Origin of the sequence: Micromonospora sp. NPDC047812 (assembly GCF_040704175.1) — a bacterium.
Lineage (GTDB): Bacteria > Actinomycetota > Actinomycetes > Mycobacteriales > Micromonosporaceae > Micromonospora.
Window position 1 is genome coordinate 97,088 of sequence record NZ_JBEYRY010000004.1, and the last position, 25,465, is coordinate 122,552.

Genomic DNA, 25,465 nt, shown 5'->3' on the forward strand with positions numbered 1-25,465 from the left:
TGACTGGAGTCAGCGGAGATCACGCCCGGGTCGCTGGGGTCAGGACGGCGGGTCGACGCGGCGCAGCGTCACGTCGGCGATCCCGTGGCCGGCGACGGTCACCGGACCGCCTCCGGTCACCCCCGGGCCGGCCCACTCGACGGTGGCCGCCACCGGTTCGGCACCGATGTTGCGCAGCCGTACCCGCACCGCCTGATCGCCGGCCGGCCGGACCTCGGCGAGCAGGCGGTCCGCCGGCTCCACCCGGAGCCCGCTGCCGCCCGCCACGCCGACCGGTCCCGCGTACCGCCGCGCCTGCAACGGCTCCAGCAGGTTCCGGCCGTACACCCGGACCTGCTCGCGGGTCACCGGGCCGGAGCGCGCGGCGAGCCGGTAGCGGTACCGCCGGGTGCCGTCCTGGCTCGCCTGGAAGTTGGTGAAGTGCAGGTTGTTCATCAGCCAGCTGTTCACCTGTCCGCCGGCCACCGCGAGGGTCCGCGCCCACCGCCCGGTGTGGAAGCCGCCCACCTGCACGAGCGGCGCGTCGAAGCTGCCCCACAGGATGCCGTGGTCACGGTTGGTCACACCGACCGCGTGCTGGACCGAGTGCCAGTCCCTGCTGGTGTCCGGGAGCTGTTCCGTCCCGGCGGCGTACACCGCGCCGGCGGTCTCCAGCAGGAACTCCGGGTCGGGCACCGCGAAGGGGAACGCCACGAAGATGCTCTCCGGTTCCAGCCGCGCGGGCTTGACCAGGTGCACGTCGAGATCCACGACGTCGGCGTCGCGGTAGAGCGTGAGCGCCACGGTGGCCGCCGGGAGATCCGCCGGGGTGACCCGCCACGTGATGGTGGCCAGCTCGGCCGACTCGGCGATCGCCGGTTCGTCCTCGCCCCGGGCGACCAGCCGCTCGAAGTCCGGTCCCGGGAAGTCCGGATGGAAGTCCTTGGGCGAGCGCACCACCATCGGATGGTCGCAGCCGGTGGGGATCCTCTCGATCACCACGGCGCCCAGCCCGTGCGGCACCGCGGGGTCCACCAGCTCCCGGCCGTCGCGCCGGTCGACCAGGGACACCACGCCGCCGCCCGCCGGATCGACCACCACCCGGTACGGCCCCTTGGCGATCTCCCGGCCGGTCCGCGCCGTCGACGCTCCGGGCGCCGGCAGCAGTGCCACGCCGAAGGCCGGCGCCCGGGCGACCAGTCGCGCCCGGCGGGTGGTGTCCAGCTCGACCTCGACGGGCTCGGTCCGGTCCCGCTCGGTCGGGTTGACCACGAGGATCCCGTCGCCCGCCGCCGGCACGGGCGCCGTGCCGGCCGGGTCCGCGCCGCTCGCCGCGAGCCGGAACATCCCCTCGACGGCCAGGTCCCGCGCGAGGTCGTACGCCTGGTACGCGAATCCGGCCTTGGCGTTCCAGTGCGAGTGGCTGAAGGTGGAGTGCGGCTTGGAGTACGTCTCCCAGGATCCCCAGGTGTGCTCGCCGAACAGCAGCAGGTCCTCGTCCACCCTGGCCAGGTCGGCGACCAACTCGTGTTCGTCGCGCAGCCGGGTCGGCCCGCGCCGGTAGCCGAGCACGTGGGCGAGCGCCGGGTCGCCGTCCCCCCGGAGCAGGGTCAGCCCGAGACTCGTCTGGGCCGCCCGGGCGAACGACCGGGCCTCCCGGTAGACGGCCACCTCCCGGGCCGTGGAGCCGTGGCCGTGCGACCACCAGTCCGACCACTCGCCGCGTACGACCGGCACGTCCGCCCGGCTGGCCTGCGGCTCCAGCAGGTCGAGGGCCTCGTCGATGGTCGCGGTGCGCATCGGCGGGTTGCCCGGCACGGCGTTCCAGTGCCGCACCACGTCGAGGAACAACGGCGTCGGCCAGCGGTTGTCGTTCGCCGCGTGGACCACCGCGACGTCGTACGGGTAGTCCGGGCGCGCCTCCAGCCGCTGGACGAAGGCCGCGATGTGGCGTTGCGCGGCGACCACGTCGCCGTCGACGATCCCCCACTCCTCGCCGATGCCGTAGTGCGTGGACAGCCACACGAACACCCGCTGGCCGCTGGGCCCCTCCCACCAGAACCCGGTCGGCTGCTCGTACGGTGCCCGGCCGTGGTCGGGGTTGAGCGCCATCACGAGCCGGGACATCCCCGCCCGGCGCATCGCCTCGACGGCGCCCCAGGCGATGCCGTTGACGTCGCCGTGCTGCTCGGTGCGCACCGGCAGCCCGGCGGCCCGGAGCACCTGGACCGCGTCGTACGCCGCCCCGAACTCCGCATCGGACGGCAACTGGGTCATGTTGAGGTAGCCACCCGTCACGGCGACCCGGCCCTCGTGCACGAGCCGCCGCAGCCGCGCCGCCCCGGCTTCGTCGGTCTCGGCGAGGTGGCGCAGCACCGGCCGGGCCACCTCGAACGTCCAGCGGAACTGGGCCGGGCCCGGTTCCGGGTCCGCCTCGCAGAGCCGCAGCACCTCGGCGACGACGCGCCGGTGCTGATCGTCCAGCAGTCGCGGGCTGTTGGTGTAGCCCACGTCGTGGTGGGTATGTCCGACGAGCAGGATCTGGCTGATGGTCGACACTCAGGCCCCCGGTTGTGGCATCGTTGTCACACCGGATCCAACTCCACTTTGGCCCTCCTGGCAACCCCAGTTTTGCCTCTGAGCTGCGCCGATACCTAATGGAAACATTCCCCACTTGTGTCCGGTGTCACGTTCGGATACGGTCCCGCCTGGTACGGATTCCATGCTGACTTCAGCCTCTTTAGGGCCGGTCCCGCCGGCCCCGCACGCCGTCGAAGGGACCCAGATGAGGAAAAGGCGAGCTGCCTTCATGGCCGCAGGCGTCGCCGCCGCACTTGTCGCGACTGCCGCCTGTGGATCGTCCGAAGGCGACAGCGGCGGCGAGGCCGCGAACTTCGACGCCAAGCCCACCGGGACCTTGAGCGCCTGGGGTTTCAACAACGCCGACGACGTCGGCAAGGCCCGGATCGAGTACGCGGCCAAGCAGCTCGACGGCGTCAAGATCGAGATGGACCAGACGGGCTTCGACGCGCAGAAGTTCACCACCCGCCAGGCCAGCGGCAACGTCCCCGACGTGGTGCAGATGGACCGTGAGCTGGTCCTCACCTACGCCGCCCAGGGCCTCATCCAGCCGCTCGACAAGTGCCTGGAGGTCAACAAGGTCACCAAGGACCGCTGGTACCCGGCGGTGGCCAACGACGTCACGTACAAGGGCCAGATGTGGGCGGTGCCGCAGTTCTACCAGCCGGCGGCGATCATCCTGAACAAGAAGGCCATGGACGCGGCGGGCGTGCAGGACGCCGACATCGACACGTCGAACCCCGACAAGCTGCTCACCGCCGTCGCGAAGATGTACAAGGCCAACGGCGGCGTGCCGACGACGCTCGGGTTCAACCCGCAGGCGACCGGCCAGATCAACCTCTGGCTCGTCGGCATGGGCGGCAAGCTCGCCGACGCGGACGGCAAGCCCACCCTGGACGACCCGAACAACGTCGCCGCGCTCGAACTGCTCAAGAAGATCGTGGACGCGCAGGGCGGGTTCGCCAAGTACAAGAGCTTCACCGACTCGTTCGACATGTTCGGCGAGAAGAACCAGTTCGTCCAGAACCAGGTCGGGGCGGAGGTGGACGCCCAGTGGTACCCCAACGTCCTCTCGCCGTACAAGGACAAGATCAAGCTGGGCGCCGTGCCGTTCAAGGGCAAGGACGGCAACCCGGTCACCCAGGCCGGCGGCACCTCGTTCGTGATCCCCGCACAGGCCAAGAACCCCTCGGCCGCCTGCAAGTGGGCGCTCGCGCTGACCGAGGAGGGCTCCTGGAACGCCGCCGCAGAGGCCCGGGCCAAGACGGTGGCGGAGAAGAAGTCCATCAACACCGGCCTGTTCACCGGGTCGCCCGTGTCCGACAAGGCCATCCGGGAGAAGTACGTCAAGCCCAGCGGTGACGCCGGCTTCGACCAGGTGATCAGCACCTACTACGAGGTCGCGGACGCCGGCAAGAGCGTGGGAGCCTCGCCGGCCGGCCAGCAGATCAAGCAGGAGCTGCTGAACGCCGTCACCGCGGCGTTGCTCGGCAGCAAGCCCGCCCAGCAGGCGCTCGCCGACGCCCAGACGGCATCGATGAACGCGTACAAGACCGTTACCGGCGGCTGACCGCCAGCAACGTTCCTCGTGGGCGTGGCGGGTCCTCGCATGGCGCGGGAGCCCGCCACGCCGCATTGTGGAGATCTTGCGATCCACCCCGGGAATCTCCGGCACCCGGCACACCATGGAGGCGTTGGATGACAAGTACCACCGTCGCACCCTCCGGCGACGGCACCCGCGACAGCAGCAGGAAACGGCCGGGCCGGACAAGGAAGTACAACCGCCGGGAGGCGCTGGCCGGCTACCTCTTCATCTCGCCGTGGATCATCGGCTTCCTCGTCTTCACCGCCGGATCGATGATCTACAGCCTGGTCATCTCGTTCAGCAAGTACAACCTGGCGACGAACGTCATCCGGCCGACCGGAACCAGCAACTACGAGGCGTTGCTGGAGAACCCGAAGGTCGCCAAGTCGCTGGCGAACACCCTGTTCTACGCCGTGCTGGCCGTACCCCTGGAGATCTGCTTCGCGCTGCTGCTGGCCGTGCTGCTCAACCGGGTGGGCCGCGGCGCGGGGTTCTTCCGCACGGTCTACTACCTGCCGAAGATGACCCCGGCGGTGGCGACGGCATCGATCTTCTTCCTGCTGCTGAACGGCAACACCGGCGCCATCAACCAGGGCCTGCGCTTCATCGGCGTCGAGGGCCCGCAGTGGCTGGTCGACCCGACGTGGGTCAAGCCGTCGATCGTGCTCATGACCCTCTGGACGGTCAGCGGCACGATGGTCATCTTCCTGGCCGCGCTGAAGAACGTGCCGCGTGACCTGTACGAGGTCGCCTCGCTCGACGGGGCGGGACCCGTCCGCCAGTTCTTCTCCATCACCCTGCCGATGATCTCCGGGGCGATGTTCTTCAACGTAATCATCCTGACCATCGCGGCGTTCCAGGTCTTCGACCAGGCGTACCTGCTGTTCTGGCGGGACCAGAACAACGTGGCGCCGGAGGCGTCGCTGTTCTACGCGGTCTACCTCTTCCAGGAGGCGTTCCGGCAGTTCAACTTCGGCTTCGCCGCGGCGATGGCCTGGCTGCTCTTCGTCATCCTGATGATCCTGACCTTCATCCAGGTCAAGGTCGGCAACCGCTTCGTGTACTACGAGGGAGAGCGGTCGTGACGACAATCGGCCCCAGCACCGCACCCACCGCGGCCCCCGCCCTGGCCCAGGCCGTGGACGCCGCGCCCTCCGGAGGGCGACGGGATCCCGGGCGTCGACCCACGAGGTGGACGATCGGGCGGGTACTGCTCACCCTCCTGCTCGTCGGGTTCGCCGCGTTGTTCCTGTATCCCCTGGTCTGGCTGGTCGCGGCCAGTCTCAAGCCGGCCAGCCAGGTGTTCGACAACTCGTTGATCCCCGAGACCTGGCGGTGGGACAACTACGTCCAGGTCTGGAGCGAGCTGCCGCTGCTGCACTGGGTGTTCAACAGCGTGTCGATCTCACTGCTCGCCGCGACGACGGTCGCCATCTCCAGTTCGATGGTGGCCTTCGGGTTCGCCTACTTCCGCTTCCCCGGCCGCAACATCCTGTTCGGGCTGGTCCTGGGCACGATGATGCTGCCCGGCGCGGTCACGATGATCCCGATGTACCTGATCTGGAAGGAGGCGGGCTTCCTCGGCACGTGGGTGCCGCTGTTCGGCGCCAACCTGTTCGGGTCGGCGTTCTACATCTTCCTGCAACGGCAGTTCTACCTGAGCCTGCCTCGGGAGCTGTTCGAGGCGGCCCGGATCGACGGCACCAACTACTGGCAGCTGTTCTGGAAGATCGCCATGCCGCTGTCCATCCCGTCGTTCGTCATCGTCTTCCTGTTCGAGTTCCAGGCGGCGTGGAACAACTTCCAGGGCGCGCTGATCTATCTCAACGGGGAGTCGATGGAGGACTTCACCGCTCCCCTCGGCATCGCATACGCCATGACGAAGTACAGCCCCACGGCGGGCGGGGAGGGCGACTATCAGTACGTCATGGTCGCCTCGCTGCTCGTCACGCTGCCCATGCTGCTGCTGTTCAGCTTCGGCCAGCGGTACTTCATCGAGGGCGTCGCCACCCAGGGTCGCAAGGGCTGATCCCCGCTACGCGGTCCGGGGCCCGGCGCGGTGCCGGGCCCCGACCGCGTCGTCACCTCCCCTGGGGTCGAGGCGGGCAGGGCGGCCGGTCGGCGACACACCATGGCCGCCGTCCTGAGTAGCGCGGACAATGCCCGACATGCGTCCGGGAGCGGATCGAACAGGTGACACCGCCGGTGTGAAACGAGCCAACGGCGCACCAGCGCCGTTGCAAGCACCACCTGACTCTGCCCGCATGATGCCGTGATGACTGGCGAACGCGTGATGTTGGACGGCTCGCGACCTATCCGGGAACGCGTCCAGCACCTCCACGACGCCTGGGTCCGGGACGGACGCGGTCGCGCTTTCCTGGTCACCGACACGGCGTTCTTCGCGGTCTACTGCTGGAGCTTGAACTACAAGATCGGCGACCCGACGGCTCCGACCTACGATGCCGAGCTGGCCGAGTTCGTCGCCGCCTCGCACGAACTCAATGGCGGGTCCGCCGGCTGGAACGCCATGCTCAACAGCCGCGAGATCTGTTCCACCTGCCATGACCGGTACCGACTGGAGAACCTCGGCATCTGCACCGGCTGCATGCGATACACCTGCTACGGCTGTGGCGAGCATGAACGCTGCGCCGGCGAGCTGCTTTGATCGCGAGGCTGCCGGTCGAGCGACGCACTCTCACCGGCTGTTCGTCAACTGGCGCTACGACCGCAGCCCGGCCAGATGAGGGCGACGAGACAGCCCTGCCGACACCACGCCGGCCGGCAGCAACACCGTCGCCTCACCGCTCCCCTGCTCTTCGCCCAGGAGCCGTCGCGGCCCCTCGCCCGATCCCGAGACCGGGCGCAGCCGGTGGTCGACGCCGGCCTGTCGCGATGGCGGGCCGCCGGTGTTGTGCTCGGCGCGAGCGCGGCACGAACCTCAGTACCAGTAGTAGCTCCAGTTTCCCTGGCAGTCGGACTCGAATGATTCCCGGCTCTCGAGAGCGATATCTACCGGGATGATGCTGGTCGACCCGAACTCGTCCTCTTCGGCGATCAGAGCGCGAAGTTGTCGTTCCCACTCATGCCATCGCGGTGTCTGCTGCAGTTGCGCGACCTGAGCCGCGGTGTGGACGAGCACGGAGACGCGGTGAAGATCCGCGTTCACCGCGACGGTCCAGACGCTGTCTCCCCAGTCGTCGCGGAACTGGTCCCACCGCTCCTGCGGTATCGCTGCCATGACACGTGCCGTGGCCTCCTCGTCGAAGTACCCCAGCCCGCCCATAACCGGATCAGTCACGTACTCGCCGCCGGCAAGTGCTGCGATGCGCCGGGCCCGCGAACGTGGAAGGCTCCCGATTCGCAACGCCCGTGCCGTGAACTGCCGCCACCGCCACGGACCGAACTCGGCAACGATCTGATCGAGCACGGCGTCCGCCTGCAGGCGGCGATCATGGTCGAGTGCCGCGCCACGTACCCAGGCGGTGATGGTCGGAACCTCCACGCCCGGGACTCCGTGACCGGCCACAAAGTTCATGGACCCGCAGGTGAGGGCAATGAGGGGCTGACCGAGCCGAGCCTCAAGCGCCTCAATTGCCGGGCGAAGTTCCGCGTCAACGGTCGTCCGCCCTCGAAGGACATGGCGACCTCCTCGAACTCGTCGTCTTCCTCCGCGCTCACACCAGCATCCTGCCGCACCGACAGAGCGAACCCAGCGCAAGCTCCGGCACCCCGCCAGGCCCACGACAGAAGGCGGTGGCTGGGTCGGGTGCCGACGAGAGCGCGTGCACCGCAGTCAACGTCAAGGGGATCGTTCAGCCACCCCTTCGGCACGCGGGAAAGGTCCGACGCACTAGCATTGCCACAGTCCGGGACGGCTCTGCTGAAACGAGGCGACATGCGTTGGCTCCAGCGATTGCTGGGCGGCGGGCGGGTCCAGCTCGATCCGGGACGGCAGCAGGCTCTGCTACGGGACGTCCAGCACCGGTACGGCGCCCACGCGCAGATCCGGTTTCCCGAGCAGGTCGAGGCGATCACCGGGATGCTCAACGGCGACGACGGCTTGGTGGTGGCGGCCCGGATCGTGAGCCAGGTCGCCGACGAGGCCTACGCGGACCTACAGGCCCAGGCCCACGACATACACCGGCGGACGGGCCGGCGGCTCCTGGTGCACCGCCGCAACTACCGGCCGCTGTGGCTGGAGGCCGGCCCAGCACTGCGCTGGCCACTGATCGCGTTGCCGTCCGGCTTCCACCCGTACGCGCAGGTGGCCGCCGCCGTCGCGGTGGTCGGCAGCCAGGCGCCCCGGCTCGACCGGGTGACCGACCCGAACCCGCTTGTGACCCACGTGTTCGAGGTGCTCGACCTCACCACCGCCAGCTGGGAGTACGGCCGGGTGCGGATAGACACCGACGCCGCCGCCCTGGCGGATCGACTGATCTCAAGCGCCGGCCAGATCCTCGCAGCCATGGACGACCCGCCCCGACTGCCACCTGCGGTCCGTGAGCTGATGCGTCGCAACAACACCCTCGACGTGCACGATCCGACCGGCCCTCGGGCGGTGGGTGCCATCAATCTGGGCGCGAGGATGCGGGAGCGTCTCCTGGTCTGAAGACACCGCAGCGGCCGGGTCAACGAGTGACGCGCTCGTCTCGTCCAGTCGCCGCTTGGCGCGGGCGCGCGGCATCGCAGTCGCGTCGGGGCCGGGTGGATGGTTGCCGGTCGCTGCGGTGTGGTGACCGACCAGCAGGCTGGTGCCCGGCCGTGGGTGAGCGACAGCAGGCGTGTGGCCTCAGCGGCCGGCGTCGTCGCACCTGCCGGCCGCCGCGCGTCTCCTCGAGCGGGACTGGGCGACCGTCAGTGCTTCTTCCATCGAGCGGCCAATTGCTGGTACTGCGCGACCAGTTCGTCCGTGTCGCTCCTCCGCCGTCGACCGAACTCCACAGCAGGTCCCGGAAGCGGAGGTAGTCGAGGTTCTGAGGGGCTGCCTTCAGGTCGTCGCCAAGCGGCCACCCTTTGCTCGGCCTCCGTCGAAGGCGTTCGGCCTGCTTCCACCGCCCAGGTTCGCAACACATCCACCGCGACGTCCGGGTCGACCCGCCCGGGCCTGCCCTCCGAGTGCTGGTACCCACACGGCTGGTCCGTGTTGGGTAGGTGCAGCGAGAAGCTGTGGCCCACCGAAGTCCGGCCCTCCAGGTGGGCGCAGGCGCTGTTGGACACGTACGCAGCCATAGCTGGAGCCGCCGCAACCGTCACGAGACCGTCCACGCCCGCGGAGAACCGCAGCCGCTCCGTGTAGAACGGCATGACTCCCACTCGCTGCCAGCCCTGGCCCAGGTCGTAGAGCCCAAGCTTGCTACCTGAAGAAGTCGGCGTGGCGAAGGAAGAACCGAATGCCTCGCGCACCCCCGGCTGCGATGGAAGCGTGGCGGTCGTCGGCCTTGCCAGCAGCAGCGTCCCGAACCAACCCATGGGGCCGAGACTCTAGGGGTGATGAGACCCAGGCCGTCAAGCATGTCCTGGGACGGATTCGTCAAGCAGATGGTGGGACTCCGAAACCCGGTAGCCGTGTCGACTCGGTCGATGCGATGATCGACATCTGGGTCGCTAGCTCAATGGCAGAGCATTCGACTGAGTAGCGCGAACGCCCTCCGCCTGTGCGGTCATGGAAGCGCTTCCTTCTCCTAGTTGGATCGAAGGGTTCGGGGTTCGAGTCCCCGGCGACCCACTGTGCCGCGGCTGCAGGCCGGCATGTGCCGGAGTCGACCGGACCGGAGGACCACGTGCTCGAGAAGCTGATCATCCAGAAGACACTGCGCGTGCCGGCTAGCACCGGCGCGGCTGGCGACGGCGCACCGGTGGCCCGGCAACTGGACGCGGCGCTGCTCGATGTCGGGTTCTCGGCGTCGCGGGCTCTGCTGGAACACATCGGCACCCTGGCGCCCGCACCGGCGATGGACCTCGCCGTTACGGTCGTCTCGGCGGTACGCGAGCTGGTGGGCGACCATGTCCAGCACAACGCCTATTTCATCGGCTTCCCGGACGACGTGCCGGACACCATCGAGTTCTGGACGGACCGGCTGCGGGCCGCCGTACTCACCGGCGGGGGCACGGCGACCGACGAGCAGCTGCGGGACGCCGTCGCGTCGGGCGGGGTGAATCTGCTCGACCTGCCGGCCTACGGGACCTACCGGCACACCTACGCCGAGCTGTTGGCCGTGCACGACGACCTGATCACCGCAGCCGCTGACCGGGTGACCTTGCTGCGTCTCGGCGACACCGCCGACGCGGAGGCAGCGCGGCTCTATCTGGCCCTGGCCGGCAGCTCGACGCCACACGGCGAGGCGGACCTCGCGATCCTCAGCCAGCTCGCAGTCGCCTGCGTCGACGGCGCGCAGCCGGCCGAGATTCCGGTACGGGAGAACCGTGCCGTGCTCAACGGGATCCGGCTCGTCCTCGGCCGGCCGTTGGTCGGCGTGGACACGACGACCGACGTGCTGCGCCTCGCCTGCCAGGTCTCCGGTGGGGACGCCTCGCTCGAGACGCCCACGCGATTTCGTGCCTTCCGGCGCCCGGAGCGGCGGATGCTGCTGGCCGCGCTGGACGAGGTCGTCGGTGCGAGTCCCGCCAAGCTCGGTGACGTCGTGCGCTACGCGGAGCGGTGGAAGCGGCTCGGGGAGCGGCTGCACCCGCACGAGTACGACCACTGGCCGCACGCGCAAGAGGTGTTCGCGGTCGCGCGTGGCGAGCGGCGGGTACGCACCATCGCCGGCCGCGCGGACGCGGCGATCCGCGCCGGAGCCGTCGGTCGGGCCGCATCGGTGCTGTCGGCTGCGCCGGGCCTGCTCCTGCGATCCGCCGACCGGCTGCTGCGGCTGGCGTCGGCGTCGGAGCGAACCGCTGTTGTCGAAGCGGTCACCGGTGCGCTCGGCTCGGCGTCGGGCCGGGTGCTCCTCTCGCTGCGGGAGCATGTCGACAACCGGCTGACGCCCGCGTCCGCCCGGATGTACTCGAGCCGCTCGCGCAACGCCTGGGTCGGGCCCGACGAGCGGCCGCCGCTGCCGGCCGGGCTGGTGGCCGAGCTGTCGTCGCTGCTCGACGCCGAGATCAGCGCCCGGCTGCCCGTACTGGAACGACCGCTGGTGGTGGCCCCGGAGGTGCTCGACGTCGCACTGCCCCTGTCCGGCAAGGCGGCCGAAGGGGGTTTCGCGGTGCTGCCGAGGGGCTCGCGGGCATCGGTCTCCGGTGAGCTGCTGCGCTTCTTCACGTACTGGCGCCAGAGCAGTCGTCGCACCGACTACGACCTGTCGGTGCTGCTGCTCGATGACGGGTTCCACAGTGCGGGCCAGGTGTCATGGACGAACTACCGCCACGACGGCGTGGTGCATTCCGGCGACATCACCGACGCGACGAACGGTGCGACCGAGTTCATCGACGTGCCGCTGACCGCCCGCGGGCACTATGTGGTTCCGCAGGTCAACATCTATTCGGGCGAGTCGTTCGACGAGGTCGCCGAGTCGATGTTCGGGTACCAGACCCGCACACGGGACCAGCTCGGCGCCCCGTTCGACGCACGGACCGTGCGGGCGCGTTCGCACCTGCGGGGCCAGGGCCGGGTCGCGCTGCCGATGGTGTTCGCCAGGAGCGAGCATGGCTGGCAGGCCGTGTGGCTGCACCTGTACCTGCGGGGCAGGCCGTCGTTCAACCGTGTGGAGGAGAACACGTTCACCACGGCCGACCGGGTACGAGCACTGATGGAGCGGCGTCACCTCACCGTGTCGTACCTTGTCGACCGCTGGCGCGCGGGGGCCGAGGTGACGACGTGGAACGGCCAACTGCCGGACGAGCCGGTCACCTTCGTCGGCATCGAGGCGCCCGAGGACCTGCCAGACGGATCGGAGGCATATACACTAGATCGGCTCAGTGAGCTGATCCCTGAGTAAGCGGCGAGAGCCGAGGCCATGCGGGCGCTTCCTGCTATCCCGTTCGATTCGGTACCTCCGCGCAAGCGGAGGATCTGGCATTCAGCGCCCGCGCTCTCCTCGGCCCTCGCCTGCGAGCCACAGGGACTATCCGGCCACATTCCGATCTGACCGGGGAAGCAGCGCCACGCTGCCTCGACGACGCACTCCCATCAGGACAAGTGCGCGTGCGGGGGCCTCACATCGGCAAGACCGCGCGGGGCGCCGTCGCGCCTGCACGAGGTACCGCGACGCACGGCTCGCGGCAGAAGAGCGCGGCACTGATCGCCGTCGCCGGGCGGCTCGGACGCAACTGCCGCACCAGGCCCAGATGCCTCGCAGATTGTCGGCGCGCGCGATCGGCGGCAGATCCGTGCACCTGGGTTCCATGTGTCATCGGCCTGACCGAAACGGGCTGCGGTAACGTCCGGGGCCGGCAGCATCAGGAATCGCGGTGCGCGACGTGTTCTCCAACCACATCGTGGGCTGGCGCTGCTCCGACCGGTGCGACACGGACCTGATCCTCGGCGCCCTCGAATACGGGCATCTGGTCGCATGACGTCCGCGACGGCCAACTGATCCACCACTCGGACAGGGGATCGAACTACACATCCTTCCGCTTCGCCCAACGCCTGGCCGCCAACGGCATCCTGCCCTCGATGGGTCGGTCGGCGACAGCTACGACAACGCCCCTGATGGAGAACTTCTGGTCGCTGCGAATGACCCACCCGCGCTGACCGGGGCGGCGGTGATCACCAGGATGCCACCGAGCCTGGCCGAGTCGACGGGGTGCCACGCACAGCGAACCGTGGATTACGCACGGCCTGCCGCTATCCGCGACTCGGGATGACTGCCATGGCGGCCTCGGCGAGGCCTTCAAGTTGCCGAGTGTCGGCGCCGTCGCGTGCTTGGACGGACATGCCTTGAATCACCGCTGCCAGCGCCCTGGCCAAGCTCTCGGTGTCGGTTCCCTCGGGAAGCTCCCCCTGTTCCAGGGCGTCGTCGCAGCGGTTGCGGATCATGTCCAGCGCGCGTTCGCGCTCGATGCGGACGGCCTCGGCCGCGACGTGTGCATCCGGGCTCGTTGCCAGCATGCCCGTCGAGATCATGCAGCCGCGCCCGGGACCGGTGGTGAACTCGCGGGCGGCGCGGGTCAGGTATTCGGCGACGGCTCGGCGGAACGGGAGTTCATCATTCAGGGCGAACCCCTGTTTGTCCTGGTACCGCTTCACGGCCTGTTCGAACAGCTGCTCCTTCGATCCGAACGCCCGGTACAGGGCGGGCGCGGTCAGCCCCGTGGCCTCCTGCAACCTGGCCAGGCTCGCGCCCTCGTATCCGTGCTCCCAGAACTGGGCCAGCGCCGTATCCAGCGCAACATCGGGATCGAAGGAGCGCGGGCGTCCCGCGCGACGCGTCAGAGGTTCCATAGTGAGTGCTACGATATCGCACGAAGGATTTCGTAACGATCGCTACGGAGGAAGTCGTGACCCGACCGACCGCTCTCATCACCGGCGCCTCGCGCGGCATCGGCGCTGCCGTCGCCGAAGGCCTAGCCCGCGATGGGGCCGCACTCATCGGCATCCACTACGGCCACGACCGCGACGCCGCGGAGGCGACCGCCGACCGCATCCGCGCGCACGGCGCCACTCCCGTGATCATCAGAGCGGACCTCTCCGAGGGTGAACGGGCCGCGCAGACGATCGCCGACCAGTGGAAGGCTGCCGTCGCCGACCATGGGCACTCGGGCACGGACATCTTGGTCAGCAACGCCGGGATCAACGGCGCCCAGACACTCCCGCAGCTGGATCCCGAAACCTACGCCCGCGTGCTGGCCGTGAACCTGACTGCGCCTCTCTTCCTCTTGCACGCCCTCGGCGACCACCTCACCGACCAGGGGCGAGTTGTCGCGATCTCGACCGGGTACACGCGGATCGCTGCGCCCACCCACGTGGCCTACACCGCCTCGAAGGCTGGCTTGGAGGGGGCGCTACGAGCCATCGCGCCCGAGCTGGCGTCCCGCGGCATCACCGTCAACGCGGTCGCGCCCGGCGTCGTGGACACCGACATCAATGCCGACTGGATCGACGCGCCCGGCGCGCGCGAGCAAGCCGCGGCGCTGTCCGCCTTCGGCCGCCTCGGAACCGCTGAGGACATCGCCGACGTGGTCCGCTTCCTCGCAAGCGACGCCGGCAGATGGATCACGGGCCAGACCGTCGACGCCACCGGCGGAACGCACCTGTGAGCTTCGGCGAAGCGGCTGACGGTCTCCGCGAGCCGACGGCACGCGAAGGTGGGTCGGCACTGGGCCGACCACCGACATCGCGGCCCTCCCCCGACCGGGCTGCCGGGCCGTCAGGTGTTGACCGGACGGCGGGCGACCAGGCGCACGTGGGTGACCGGCCAGTCCAGCGGCTCGCCGGCCGGGGCGCTGAGGCGGCCACCGGGGCGAGACGGCTGGTGACGATCCAATCGTTGCGGGACGTTCCGCTCGCGGCGTCGATCTCGAAGCCGATGTCGGTAAGCCAGCGTCGATCTCGAAGCCGATGGCGGTAAGCGACGACTTCCAGTCGGCGTACTCCATGCCGCAAGATCGCGACCTGGATCACCGACTTCTACAACCGGCGCCGCCGACACTCCGTCTGCGACCGGCGATCACCCATCGGCTGAGAACGATCAGAGACCCGCGCACCGGAGGCCCGGCCGCATAACGACACCCTCCACGATTGCAGGGGATTGACACACGTGGGCGAGGCCAGGGAAAGTACTTGCTTAGGCACCGATCACCGCTGTGAGCGCATGCAGTTAGTGAAGCTTGAGCAGGAGGGGCGCACAGCTGCCGATTGCGAAATCGCGAACTGATCAGATGTCGGCAGTTTGCGACTGTTCAAGAACAGGACAGGCAATGTGCGCTCCTGGTCGGCCCTCACAAGGGTTCAGGAGGGGCACAGTTCTCGCTACGCCAATACCGAGAGACGACAAGGAGTAGGTGGTCAGAGTCGTGCGAAAAACAACGAACAATTCGGAACTGATTTTTGGATCCAACAGCATCACGTCTCGCCAGGTTATCGAAATGCTCTCGTCGCCGGACTCGGCAAGCATGTGCCGCAAGCTCGGAATTTTCCGATCATATCCGATCATTGGCGATGAATACTGCGCCATGGCAAGGGAATTCATCGCCGCGCATGGCGAGTTGATGACGCGGCTCCTTTCTGGTGAAGCCGTCGAGGAGGAGGTGATTCAAGTACTTATTCGCAACTATCTCAACTATCCGTCACAAGTGTCGGCGAAGGCCTTCTTCGAGATAACGGCCACCCGCGACCGCGCCCTTAACGCCGCAATGATGCAGCACCTCTCAGCTCTATCTCCTCGGGATTCGATCAATATTCTCGGCTATGGAGCTGACTCGTGTGCGGATGAACGCCGGATCGCCGAGGGTCTCATCAAGCGGGGAGCTTGCAAGGAGGCCATCATTTTTCGCTACAATCCTTTCAGCAGCCTTCAGCATTCCGACATCAATGATGTGCAATCGACCGAGATGGAAGGGATGGGCGGCACGGAATTCGATATAGTTCTGGCCTTCTGGACACTGCACCACGTCTTTCCTGAACATCGGTGGTCCGAGATAGGGGCCTTCCTGAAACGTGTCGCCCCCGAAGGAACTGTGGTGATACTGGAGGAAGGGGATCTCCAGTCGCCCCCCTCCGCGTCGCCAGCCGAGCGCGCATATCATTTCATGGTGCTCTGCCAAGACATCATTGTCAATCGTGCCCTTCGGCCAGAATGGCTCGACACTCCAGAGAACTTCTATGCGAAATATTTGAGCAGCCAAGACATGCAGTTGATGGAGGCCTATTTTCCTCGCCCCTTCCAACGCCACATCCCTTCCATCAATCGTGAAGGCGTCATTGACGAGACGATACTTTTCTACGACTGCCCTTAGCCGCAATGAACCTTGACGCCAAGGGCAAGAGTATTGTTGTGATGACGCACCTCAGTAGAACGGCTGCCGAGCAGGCACAGCTTGGCGCTGTGCCGCTTTCCACCCGCAGGATCTGCGCTCTTGCTCGGCGTGCCAACCGCTAACCTGGACCTGTTCGCGGCCACCACTCAGACGCCGGGGTGGCATCCCGGTCAAGATCGACCAGGCTGCCAGGCCCGCTGGTCGACGTCGCGGCGGACGCGGCCGTCACGGCTTCCCGCAGCTGCGGACCGCGACGACCCACGTCGAGATCGAGATCACCGCGGAGCTGGTCCGGGATCTGGTCCGTGACCAGCACCCCGACCTCGCCGACCGCCCGGTCCGGCTAGGCGCGCGTGGATGGGACAGCCAACTGTGGCGGCTCGGTGACGACCTCGCCGTCCCGCTTCCCTGGGCGACCGGGTCCGCGGACGCGCTGCTGCGCAAGGAGTACTCCTGGCTGCCCACGCTTGCCCCGCGCCTTCCGCTGCCGATCCCCGTCCCGCATGCTGCACACGCGGCCAGATCCTGGCCACCTTCCTGACGGCTCGTCACCAGCCCGCCCCCAGCGGCGCGCCCACAGGCCAAGACCCCGGTGGGCCACTGCCCGACCGCGCCGACCAGTTCGCCAAGGGGCTCGCCTCCGCCACGAGCGAGAACTGGGCTCCAGCGCCTTCTACGCCCTCACCTTCGGGTGAGGCCGGCAGCTCCCGCGAGACGGGCGCCAGCCTCCCCGGGCCGCCCGGGAAGCTGGTGCAGCGCCGGGCCGCGGGCCATCAGGAGATCCCGTAGGGACTCCGGCGGTCGGCGCAGCCGCGCCGAAGGCTGACCTTCGCCCGTCGAGCCTCGGCGGAGTGTCCAGGTAGCGCCGGGCGCCAACCCGGGAGACGGCCACGGCGTCGGCGCACGTGGCGACGGCACGTCCCGGGAGTGCGCCCGCAGGGGCGCTTCGCCCAGCTCAGCGGCCTCGGCGCCGAGGCGCCGGGGCGCGCCGGGGCGCACCGCGGCCGCCGCAGCCGGCAGGTCACCGTGCCGGAGCCACGCCCGTTGGTTCGGTGGCGACCCTGGTGCCGTTCGTCTGCACCTCATTTCGGGATTGTTTCGACAAAACGCCCCCGACGCTATTGACACTCTCGCCGCGCCGTCCGTATGGTCCCCGCCAAGTTGTACATGGTTGTCCATGAACAAGAGGCCAGAATGAAGATTGCAGTGGTCGGCAGTTACGGCGCCGGGCTCACCATGCAGGTGCCCCGGGTTCCCGTGGCGGGTGAGACCCTCTCAGGCGGCACGTTCGCCTCGGGGCATGGGGGCAAGGGCTCTAACCAGGCGGTGGCCGCGGCCCGCCTGGGTGCGGAGGTCAGCTTCCTGACCGCCGTCGGGCCGGACCAGTTCGGCGCCGCCGCGCGCCGACTCTGGGCCGAGGAAGGAATCGACGCGAGCGGTGTCCGCACCGCCGACGCCGCCACCATGGTCGGCATCATCCTCGTCGACGACGAGGGCGAGAACCGGATCGCGATCGCGCCCGGAGCCCTGGACAAGCTGACCCTCGCCGACGTCGACGGGTTCACCGACCGGATCGCCGCAGCGGACCTGGTCGTGGTCAGCCTGGAGATTCCCCTGCCGGTCGCGGTCGCGGCCCTGCGTACCGCCCACGAACGCGGGGTCCGCACCCTGCTCAATCCCGCCCCGGCCGTGGCCCTGCCCGACGAGGCGTGGGAGTGGATCGACGTGCTCACCCCGAACGCCAGCGAAGCGCGGGTGCTCACCGGGCGGGACCCGGACGGCACGGCCAGCGGCGACGAGCTAGTGGACCTGCTCCGGACCCGCTATGCCGGGACCGTCGTGCTCACCCTCGGCGCCGAGGGCGCCCTGGTGGACTCCGACGGGCAACGGTCCTGGGTCGCGCCGGTCACCGTGCCCCGCGTCGTCGACACCACCGGCGCAGGCGATGCCTTCACCGGTGCGCTCGCGGTCGCCCTGGTCCGGGGCGACGACCTCACCGAGGCGGTCCGGTTCGCCGCCGCGGCCGGCGCCCACACCGTCGGCATCGCCGAGGTCATACCCGCCCTGCCCCGCCCGGACGACATCGCGGCCCTGTTGAGGAGATGAGAGAGATGGCCCAGATGACCGCTCAAGCGGCGCCTCCGGCGAAGACGGCGGTCGCCGCTTCCCGTAACCCCTCGCCCGTCCAACGATTCCTGCACGCCCGGGAGTCCAGCACCTTCCTCGCCCTGGTCGTGCTCTTCGCGCTGGGCACCCTGATCGCTCCAGGCTTCGTAGGAACCAGCAACTTCCTCACCGTCGGCCAGCAGATCGCGCAGATCGGCATCATGGCGATCGGCGTCACCTTCGTCATCATCAACGCCGAGATCGATCTGTCCGTCGGCTCCATCTACGGCCTCGGTGCCGTGGTCTGCGGCCTGCTCATGACCTCAGACGTCGCCTGGCCGCTGGCCGCCCTCGCCGGCATCGCCGCCGGCGCGGTCGCCGGCTTGCTCAACGGCCTCCTGACCGTGGGCTTCGGCATCCCGTCCTTCATCGTCACCCTCGGCACCCTCAGTGTCTTCCGGGGAGTGACGCTGCTGCTCAGCGGCGGGTCGCCGATCTCCCTGTCCGCCAACGACCCCGAGGTCGCCGAGTTCAACCTGCTCGGTCAGGGCAAGCTCTTCGGCGTCCTGCCGATGCAGCTCGTCATCTTCGCCCTCGTCGCCGTCCTCGGCACGATCCTCCTCGCCCGGTCCCGCTACGGCTTCAACACCTACGCGGTCGGTGGCAGCGCCGAGGCCGCGCGGCTGTGCGGCATCAACACCGGCCGGGTGCGCGTCACCGCCTTCATGCTCTCCGGCACCCTCGCCGGTCTGGCCGGCGTGCTCGGCCTGTCCTTCCTCTCCTACGTGCAGGGCGTCACCGGCGCCGGGATGGAACTCACCGCCATCTCCGCAGTGATCATCGGTGGCGCGGCCCTGTTCGGCGGCTCCGGCACCATGCTCGGCACCGTCATCGGCGTCGCGTTCATCGGCGTCCTGCAGAACATCCTCAACCTGCGCGGCATCTCCTCCTTCTGGCAGACGGTGGCGACCGGCACGGTGATCATCCTCGCCGTGGCCGCCGACACCTGGCTGCGCAGACGCTCCGGGCGTCGGTGACCTCGACCGCCACCCACCCCGCACTCCCCCGTCCCCCACACCGCAAGGAGTCACCCTGATGAAGCTCTCCCTCGGGCGTCGGATCGCGGTCGCCGCGACCCTCGGCCTGACGCTGATGGCGAACGCCGCCTGCGGCGCGATCGCCCCGGCCAGCACCACCTCCGCCGAGAGCGGCGGCTTCAAGCTCGCCGACTACATCGAGGAAGCCGTCGAGAAGGGCGAGCCGCTCAAGATCAAGCTGAGCTACCACGACCCGTCGCTGGCCTTCGCCGTCCCGATCCGGCAGGGCATGGAGCGCGGCTCCAAGGAACTCGGCGTCGACGCGCAGATGATCGGGCCGTCGGGCGGCAACCCCGCCGACCAGGTCAGCGAGCTGCAGACCCTGATCAACCAGAAGCAGATCCACGGCCTGGCCGTCTCCTCGGCCAGCAACGACGCCCTCAAGCCGATCATCGCTCAGGCGTACGACGCCGGCATCCCGATCATCTCGTTCAACACCAACAACCCCGAGTCCAAGCAGATGGGCTTCGTCGGCCAGGACCTCGTGGCCTCCGGCCGGTCCCTGGCCAAGGAGCTGCTCGGCGTGCTCAAGGGCAAGACCGGAAAGGTCGTCGTGGTCTCCGTCGACTCCGGCGCCGGCTGGTCCAACGACCGCTTCTCCGGCTTCCAGGAGGGGCTGAAGGACTCCGGCGTACAGATCGTCGGTCCGGTGAACACCGGCAACGAGCCCAGCGCGGCCTACAACACCATCGAGTCCACGATGGCGGCGCAGAGCGACGCGATCGCCCTCGTCTCCCTCGACTGCTGCAGCTTCACCGCCGGCGCCAAGTGGCTCCAGCAGTCCGGCAAGGCAGGCAAGATCCACGCGGTCGGTTTCGACGTGCAGCCGCAGACCGTCGAGTACCTCAAGGGCGGCGTCGTCGACCTGACCATCAGCCAGGGCCCGGCCGAGCAGGGCTACCAGGCGGTCAAGCTGCTCGCCGACTTCCTGAAGAACGGCACCGAGATCAAGGACGTGGACACCGGCGCGCTCGTGGTCACCCGCGACACCGTGGCCACCGTGCCGGTGGAGGGCTGAGCCGATGACCAGCCCGGCCACGATCGCCGCCCCGACGACAGCCGCCGTCGAGGTGACGGATCTGTCGAAGCACTTCGGAGCCGTCCGCGCCCTGCAGGGCGTGAACCTCAGCGTCCCCGCCGGCAGCCTCACCGCCGTGATGGGTGAGAACGGTGCCGGCAAGTCGACACTCATGAAGATCCTGGCCGGGCTGGACACCCCCACCACCGGCACGGTGCACGTGGACGGCGAGGAGGTCCGCCGGTACGATCCGGCCACGCTGCTCAGCCGGCACCGGGTCGCCCTGGTGCCCCAGGAGCTCGCTCTCGCCCAGGACCGGACCGTCGCCGAGAACATCATGCTCGGCGTCGAACCGGGATCCCGCTCCTTCCCGCATCGCCGCCGGATGGACGAGCGGGCGGCGGAACTGCTGGACCGGCTCGGCCTGCGGGTCGACCCCCGGCGCAGCATCCGCCAACTGGACGCGGCCTCCCAACAGTTGGTGGTCATCGCCCGGTCCCTGGCGCGCGAGGCACGAATGGTGATCCTCGACGAGCCGACCTCGATTCTCTCCCCCGCGGAGTCGGAGCGACTGTTCGAGGTGATCCGGTCGCTGCGGGCCGACGGGGTGACCATGCTCTACGTCTCGCACCGGATGCCCGAGGTGTTCGCCCTCTCCCAGCACATCCACGTGCTGCGCGACGGTCGGCACGTCGGGCACTGGCCCACCGCGGAGGTCACCCCCGACCAGGTGGTCGCCGCGATGGTGGGCCGGGAACTCGCCGCCGAGGTCAGCCGGCACGACAGTCCCGCGCCCGCCGCCGCGGCCACCCCGCGCCTACGGCTGCGTGGCGTCTCCGGCTCCGGTTTCACCGGGGTCGACCTGGACGTCGCCCCGGGTGAGGTGGTCGGCGTGGCCGGCCTGCCCGACAGCGGCCGGATCGAGCTGTTGCGCGGCATCTTCGGCGCCGACCCGATGACCGGCGGCGAGCTGGCACTGGACGGGGAGGCGTTCACGGCGAGGTCACCGCGAGACGCCATCGCCGCCCGGGTGGCTTACCTGCCGGGCGAACGCAGGCAGCAGGGGATTCTGCCGACGATGAGCGTCGCCGACAACGTCAACATCCTGACCCTGGACCGTCGCCAGCGGTTCGGACTGCTGCGGCGACGGGCCCTGCGTCGTGACGCGGACATCCGCGTCCAGGAACTGCGGGTGAAGACGTCGACGACCGCCCAGGGCATCACGCAGCTCTCCGGCGGCAACCAGCAGAAGGCGCTGCTGGCCCGGTGGCTGTCCATCGAGCCCCGCTTGATGCTGCTGGACGAGCCCACCCGAGGCGTCGACGTCGGCGCCAAGGCGGAGATCTACCGGCTGTTCCGCAACCTGGCCGACGAGGGGGTGGCGCTCGTCGTCTCCTCGTCGGACCTGCCCGAGCTGCTGACCGTCAGCGACCGGATCGCCGTCATGGCCGCCGGCGCCCTGGTCGGTGTCATTCCCGCGGCGGAGGCCACCGAGGAGTCGGTGATGGCCCTGGCCACCGGCGCACACACCATGAAGGAGAAGGCATGAAACGCAGGGGCGTGCTCAACGCCGAACTGTCTGGGGTGCTGGCCACCCTGGGCCACACCGATCTGCTGCTTGTGGTCGACGCCGGTTTTCCGATCCCGCGCACCGCCCACCGCGTCGACCTGGCCGTCACCGAGGACCTGCCGAAGCTCACCACGGTGATCGACCTCGTCGCCGACGAGATCATCGTCGAGGGCGTCGTCGTCGCCGAGGACGTCACCACCCACAACAAGCCCCTCGCGGAGTGGCTGGGGAAGCGCTTCCCCGGCGTACCGACGACCACCCGGCAGCACGCCGAGATGCTCAACGAGCTGGCCCACCAGGCCAAGGCGATCGTCCGGACCGGGGCGTTCAACCCGTGGGGCAACGTCGGGCTGATCTGCGGCGTGGACGTCCCGCGCTGGTTCGACGAGCCCGGAGTCATCGTGCCCGACTACTACCAGGACCGGATGTAGCGGCATCACCGCCCCCACGACGTACCCGAAATTGGAGAAGAACGTGAGCACTGCCACCCTGACCGACGCCGACGTCACCCCTGCGGCGCTTGCCCCCTACATCCAGCACACCCTGATCGAAGCCGGCGTGACCCGGGACCGGATCGTGGCCCACGCCGAGGAGGCCGTCCGGTACGGTTTCAACGCGGCGATGGTGCCGGGCTCCTGGGTTCCGGAGGTCGCCGAGGTTCTGCGCGGCACCGGCGTCGAGGTCGCCTCGGCGCTGGACTTCCCCACCGTCGGGGTGACCACGAGCGCCGGCAAGGCCGCCGAGGCCGAGAGCCTGGTTCGGGCCGGGGCGACCCAGATCGACATCGGCGTACAGCTCGGCTGGCTCAAGAGCGGGCGGTACGACGCGTTCCGCGAGGACATCGCCGGTGTGGTCCGGGCGTCCGGTGTACCGATCAAGGTGATGCTCGAACTGCCGCTGCTCACCCCGGACGAGCGGGAGGCGGCCGTCGAACTGTCCATCGAGGCCGGTGCGGCTATCCTCAAGAACGCCAGCAGCGGCGCAATCGAGGTGGCGAACCCGGACAGTGTCGCCTATCTGGTGGCCCGCGCGCCGGAGTGCGTGAAGGTCAAGGCCTCCGGCTCGATCAAGTCCTTCGATCAGGCCGTGTCCCTGCTGCGGGCCGGGGCGGTGCTGCTCGGCACCAGCGCCGGGGTCGCTATCGTCACCGACACGACCAGTGAAGAGACCACGAGCTACTGACGGTCCGGCGCCCCTCGACCACGGCGGCAGGTGCGGCCGGTCGAGGGGCGCCGGAACCCCATGGAAGGTGACATGTCCGACCAGTTGCACCCGTCCGGCGCGTCCGAGCACCTCGACCGTGACGCCCCGGTGCCCCTGCACGCGCAGGTGTCGGAACAGATCCGGGCCCGGATCCTGTCCGCCGAGTGGCCACCGCACTACCGGCTGCGCAGCGAACCCGAACTGGCGACCGAACTCGGCATCTCCCGGGGCACCCTGCGACGGGCCCTGTCCACCCTGATCCGGGACGGCCTGCTGGTGCAGGTGCGAGGGCGTGGCACCTTCGTCACCTCCACCGCCATCGAGCCCTCGATCGCGCAGAAGCTGACCACCCTGTCCGAGGACTTCGCCCGGCAGGGGGTCTCGATGACCACCCACGTGGTCACCCACCAGGTCATGGCCGCGCCGTCGCCGGTGGCCGCCCTACTCGACCTGCGCCCCGGCCAGTCGGTACTCCGCCTGGAGCGGCTCCGGGCCACCTCCACCGGCCCGGTGGCCTGGCTGGTCAACTACGTACGCGTCGACCTGGCTCCCGGCCTGGACCTCGTCGACTTGGCCGACCGCTCCCTGTTCGGCCTGCTGGAGAACGAGTACGGTCTAAAGATCAGCACTGGTCGGCGCACCTTCAGCGCGACTGCCGCCACCGGAAGGATCGCGGCGGCGCTGGAGGTGCCGGAGCAGTTCCCGCTGCTGTACCTGGAGCAGATCACCTACCTCGACGACGGCCGGCCGATCGAGTACTCCGACGTGTGGATCCACAGCGAACGGATGCGGGTCACCTCCCTGCTCTCCCGTCGCTGACAGGCACCTCGCCGCGAACGACCCGGCCACGAGGGCGGGATTGGTGCTCGGCCGGCTGCGTACGGTGCGGGCGTCGTGGTGCGGATGCGCGCGGGTAGCGGTGACCGCGATGAGATCGGGCGGGACAGGGTCGAGGCGGCCATCCGGGTCCACGGACGGCCGAGAGGCGGCCGGTGAACCGCGCCGCCGGAACCTCCCGCTGATCACCGGCGAGAATCTCCCAAGACGTGCCTCAGCTCGGCGCTTCGTCCGCGCTTGCTAGGTTCCGCACATGATCGACACTGCTGCGGCGGTCGAGTGGGTGATCGCGCACGGCGACGAGTCCGACAGGCACCGACTGGCGACGGTACTGACCGGGGTGTGGCCGGCGCCGCTGGATGTGGCGGACGCGCTGTTCGCCGACCAGTCTCCCGAGGGCGGTTTCCCGGCGCCTTGGTCAGCCCGCGCCCCCTCCGTGGCGGCGACGTGCGAACGGCTCGACCGGATCATCGAGTTGGACCTGCGGTACAGCTCACGGGTGGACCGTTGCGCCGACTGGCTCGCCGCGCTGGTCGCGCCGGACGGCAGGGTGCGCTCCGCCGTGGACACCGGACACCTGCCGTCACAGGACCCGCTCTACCTGACCGCCAACGTCGGCTGGTGCTTGACGGTCCTGGACCGGCCCGAGGCGGCCGGGCCGGCCGCCCGGGCGGTGCGCGACGCCGTCGGGGCCTCAGGGGTCTGGCCGTCGTGCCTCACCACCACCTGGCTCGCCGCCGCCCTGCTGTGGGCGGTGGGGCTGCGCGAGGAGGCGGACCAGGGGCTGGGCATCCTGGCGCGGCGGCTGCTCGACGCCCCGCCGGCCGACATCGCCCGCGCCGGATGCGCGCTACGGACGGCGTTGCTGCCTCCGGAGCATCCAGTGTTCCGCGTCGTGCTCCGGCGGCTCACCGCCACCCAGCGCCCGGACGGCTCGTGGCCGGTCGACGGTGCCCTTACCGAGCAGGTCGCAGTCGCCATCACCGCGATAGGCGCCGTCGCCGGCCTGGTCTGAAACGCGTTCACCACAAGGGCGACAGGCCGGGTCAGGAGCAGAGCCGGTCGCTGCACCCAGCGTGAATCAGCCGCACGGTCGTGGGCGCCCCGAGGCCCCCGGCGAGGCGGGTTCCCCGATCACATGGAGACCCCGCAAGCACCGCACGGTGGCTGCGGGATCAGCGCTGGCCGCGGTTCCAGGGGCCGGTGACGGCGTACGCGATGCCCGGGTTGTAGACGTTGAAGAACATGGTCCGGCCGTCGGCGGAAGAACGTCGCGCCAGCCAACTCGCCGAGCTCCGCGTCCCCGGCGCCGCCCACGTTGACCCGGTTACGTGCGAAGACGAACACTCGCCGGCGGCGGTCGTACCCAGGATGTGCTGGTCCCCGATCCCGTCCTCGCACATCATCAGGCCCCCGTACGGCGACATGCAGATGTTGTCCGGGGCGTCGAACTCCGGGTTCTCCGGTGCCGGGGTGGGACGGGTGAAGATGATCTCCAGGCGCAATGTGTTGGCTCGCGGGTCGTACCGCCAGACCTGGCCGTCGGGGTCGCGGGCCTGGGCGCCGGACCT

Annotated in this window: 19 protein-coding genes, 1 tRNA gene and 2 pseudogenes; 18 read left to right on the top strand and 4 right to left on the bottom strand. The window is 69.2% G+C overall.

Annotated elements, in window-relative coordinates:
• Positions 1–39 precede the first annotated feature (39 nt).
• On the bottom strand, positions 40–2,538 hold the full coding sequence (locus AB0883_RS18355; RefSeq protein WP_366642350.1) for a hypothetical protein: 2,499 nt from the start codon (positions 2,536–2,538) through the stop codon (positions 40–42).
• A gap of 250 nt (positions 2,539–2,788) precedes the next feature.
• On the opposite strand from AB0883_RS18355, the gene AB0883_RS18360 reads away from it, so the two are divergent.
• From AB0883_RS18360 to AB0883_RS18375, 4 genes are all read left to right on the top strand, one after another.
• Complete coding sequence (locus AB0883_RS18360) at positions 2,789–4,129, top strand: hypothetical protein (protein WP_366642351.1); 1,341 nt, start codon at positions 2,789–2,791, stop codon at positions 4,127–4,129.
• Positions 4,130–4,257: 128 nt separating this feature from the next.
• A complete protein-coding gene (locus tag AB0883_RS18365; RefSeq protein WP_366642352.1) occupies positions 4,258–5,229 on the top strand; it encodes a sugar ABC transporter permease in 972 nt (323 codons plus the stop codon).
• Positions 5,226–6,173, top strand: a complete 948-nt coding sequence (locus tag AB0883_RS18370) for a carbohydrate ABC transporter permease (protein ID WP_366642353.1) — start codon at positions 5,226–5,228, stop codon at positions 6,171–6,173. Before AB0883_RS18365 ends, AB0883_RS18370 begins: the two co-directional genes overlap by 4 nt.
• A gap of 246 nt (positions 6,174–6,419) precedes the next feature.
• The gene (locus AB0883_RS18375; RefSeq protein WP_366642354.1) at positions 6,420–6,809 is read left to right on the top strand and encodes a hypothetical protein; all 390 of its coding nucleotides are present in this window, start codon (positions 6,420–6,422) and stop codon (positions 6,807–6,809) included.
• Between the two features lie 273 nt (positions 6,810–7,082).
• Here the strand turns inward: AB0883_RS18375 and AB0883_RS18380 are convergent, their stop codons facing one another.
• Positions 7,083–7,646 carry a hypothetical protein gene (locus tag AB0883_RS18380; RefSeq protein WP_366642355.1) on the bottom strand — a complete coding sequence of 188 codons (564 nt, stop codon included), beginning with the start codon at positions 7,644–7,646 and terminating at the stop codon, positions 7,083–7,085.
• A gap of 393 nt (positions 7,647–8,039) precedes the next feature.
• Here AB0883_RS18380 and AB0883_RS18385 point away from each other — a divergent pair, with 393 nt between their 5' ends.
• The 3 genes from AB0883_RS18385 (at position 8,040) to AB0883_RS18395 (ending at position 12,084) form a co-directional block, all read left to right on the top strand.
• Positions 8,040–8,753, top strand: coding sequence for a hypothetical protein (locus AB0883_RS18385; RefSeq protein ID WP_366642356.1), 714 nt, complete (start codon positions 8,040–8,042; stop codon positions 8,751–8,753).
• A gap of 989 nt (positions 8,754–9,742) precedes the next feature.
• Positions 9,743–9,869 (top strand) — tRNA-OTHER (locus AB0883_RS18390).
• A gap of 55 nt (positions 9,870–9,924) precedes the next feature.
• Positions 9,925–12,084, top strand: coding sequence for a hypothetical protein (locus AB0883_RS18395; protein WP_366642357.1), 2,160 nt, complete (start codon positions 9,925–9,927; stop codon positions 12,082–12,084).
• 848 nt (positions 12,085–12,932) lie between these two features.
• On the opposite strand, the gene AB0883_RS18400 is transcribed toward AB0883_RS18395, so the two are convergent.
• Positions 12,933–13,529 carry a helix-turn-helix domain-containing protein gene (locus AB0883_RS18400; RefSeq protein ID WP_366642358.1) on the bottom strand — a complete coding sequence of 199 codons (597 nt, stop codon included), beginning with the start codon at positions 13,527–13,529 and terminating at the stop codon, positions 12,933–12,935.
• A 56-nt stretch (positions 13,530–13,585) separates the two neighbouring features.
• Here AB0883_RS18400 and AB0883_RS18405 point away from each other — a divergent pair, with 56 nt between their 5' ends.
• The 11 genes and pseudogenes from AB0883_RS18405 (at position 13,586) to AB0883_RS18455 (ending at position 24,909) form a co-directional block, all read left to right on the top strand.
• Positions 13,586–14,344 carry an SDR family oxidoreductase gene (locus tag AB0883_RS18405; protein WP_366642359.1) on the top strand — a complete coding sequence of 253 codons (759 nt, stop codon included), beginning with the start codon at positions 13,586–13,588 and terminating at the stop codon, positions 14,342–14,344.
• A gap of 744 nt (positions 14,345–15,088) precedes the next feature.
• Positions 15,089–16,042 carry a hypothetical protein gene (locus tag AB0883_RS18410; protein WP_366642361.1) on the top strand — a complete coding sequence of 318 codons (954 nt, stop codon included), beginning with the start codon at positions 15,089–15,091 and terminating at the stop codon, positions 16,040–16,042.
• A 262-nt stretch (positions 16,043–16,304) separates the two neighbouring features.
• A pseudogene (locus AB0883_RS18415) lies at positions 16,305–16,711 on the top strand (aminoglycoside phosphotransferase); the annotation flags it as partial.
• A gap of 546 nt (positions 16,712–17,257) precedes the next feature.
• A complete protein-coding gene (locus AB0883_RS18420; RefSeq protein ID WP_366642362.1) occupies positions 17,258–18,169 on the top strand; it encodes a ribokinase in 912 nt (303 codons plus the stop codon).
• Positions 18,170–18,183: 14 nt separating this feature from the next.
• The gene (locus AB0883_RS18425; protein WP_366642363.1) at positions 18,184–19,206 is read left to right on the top strand and encodes an ABC transporter permease; all 1,023 of its coding nucleotides are present in this window, start codon (positions 18,184–18,186) and stop codon (positions 19,204–19,206) included.
• A gap of 58 nt (positions 19,207–19,264) precedes the next feature.
• Positions 19,265–20,284, top strand: coding sequence for a substrate-binding domain-containing protein (locus AB0883_RS18430; protein ID WP_366642364.1), 1,020 nt, complete (start codon positions 19,265–19,267; stop codon positions 20,282–20,284).
• Between the two features lie 4 nt (positions 20,285–20,288).
• Positions 20,289–21,833 carry a sugar ABC transporter ATP-binding protein gene (locus AB0883_RS18435; RefSeq protein ID WP_366642365.1) on the top strand — a complete coding sequence of 515 codons (1,545 nt, stop codon included), beginning with the start codon at positions 20,289–20,291 and terminating at the stop codon, positions 21,831–21,833.
• Complete coding sequence (gene rbsD / locus AB0883_RS18440) at positions 21,830–22,285, top strand: D-ribose pyranase (RefSeq protein ID WP_366642367.1); 456 nt, start codon at positions 21,830–21,832, stop codon at positions 22,283–22,285. The genes AB0883_RS18435 and rbsD overlap by 4 nt, the downstream gene beginning before the upstream one ends.
• Before the next feature lie 43 nt (positions 22,286–22,328).
• Positions 22,329–23,036 carry a deoxyribose-phosphate aldolase gene (gene deoC, locus AB0883_RS18445; protein ID WP_366642368.1) on the top strand — a complete coding sequence of 236 codons (708 nt, stop codon included), beginning with the start codon at positions 22,329–22,331 and terminating at the stop codon, positions 23,034–23,036.
• A gap of 72 nt (positions 23,037–23,108) precedes the next feature.
• On the top strand, positions 23,109–23,876 hold the full coding sequence (locus tag AB0883_RS18450; protein WP_366642369.1) for a GntR family transcriptional regulator: 768 nt from the start codon (positions 23,109–23,111) through the stop codon (positions 23,874–23,876).
• Between the two features lie 271 nt (positions 23,877–24,147).
• Complete coding sequence (locus AB0883_RS18455) at positions 24,148–24,909, top strand: hypothetical protein (RefSeq protein WP_366642370.1); 762 nt, start codon at positions 24,148–24,150, stop codon at positions 24,907–24,909.
• Between the two features lie 160 nt (positions 24,910–25,069).
• Here AB0883_RS18455 and AB0883_RS18460 read toward each other — a convergent pair.
• Positions 25,070–25,441: pseudogene (locus tag AB0883_RS18460) on the bottom strand (alkaline phosphatase PhoX); the annotation flags it as partial.
• Positions 25,442–25,465: the final 24 nt, after the last annotated feature.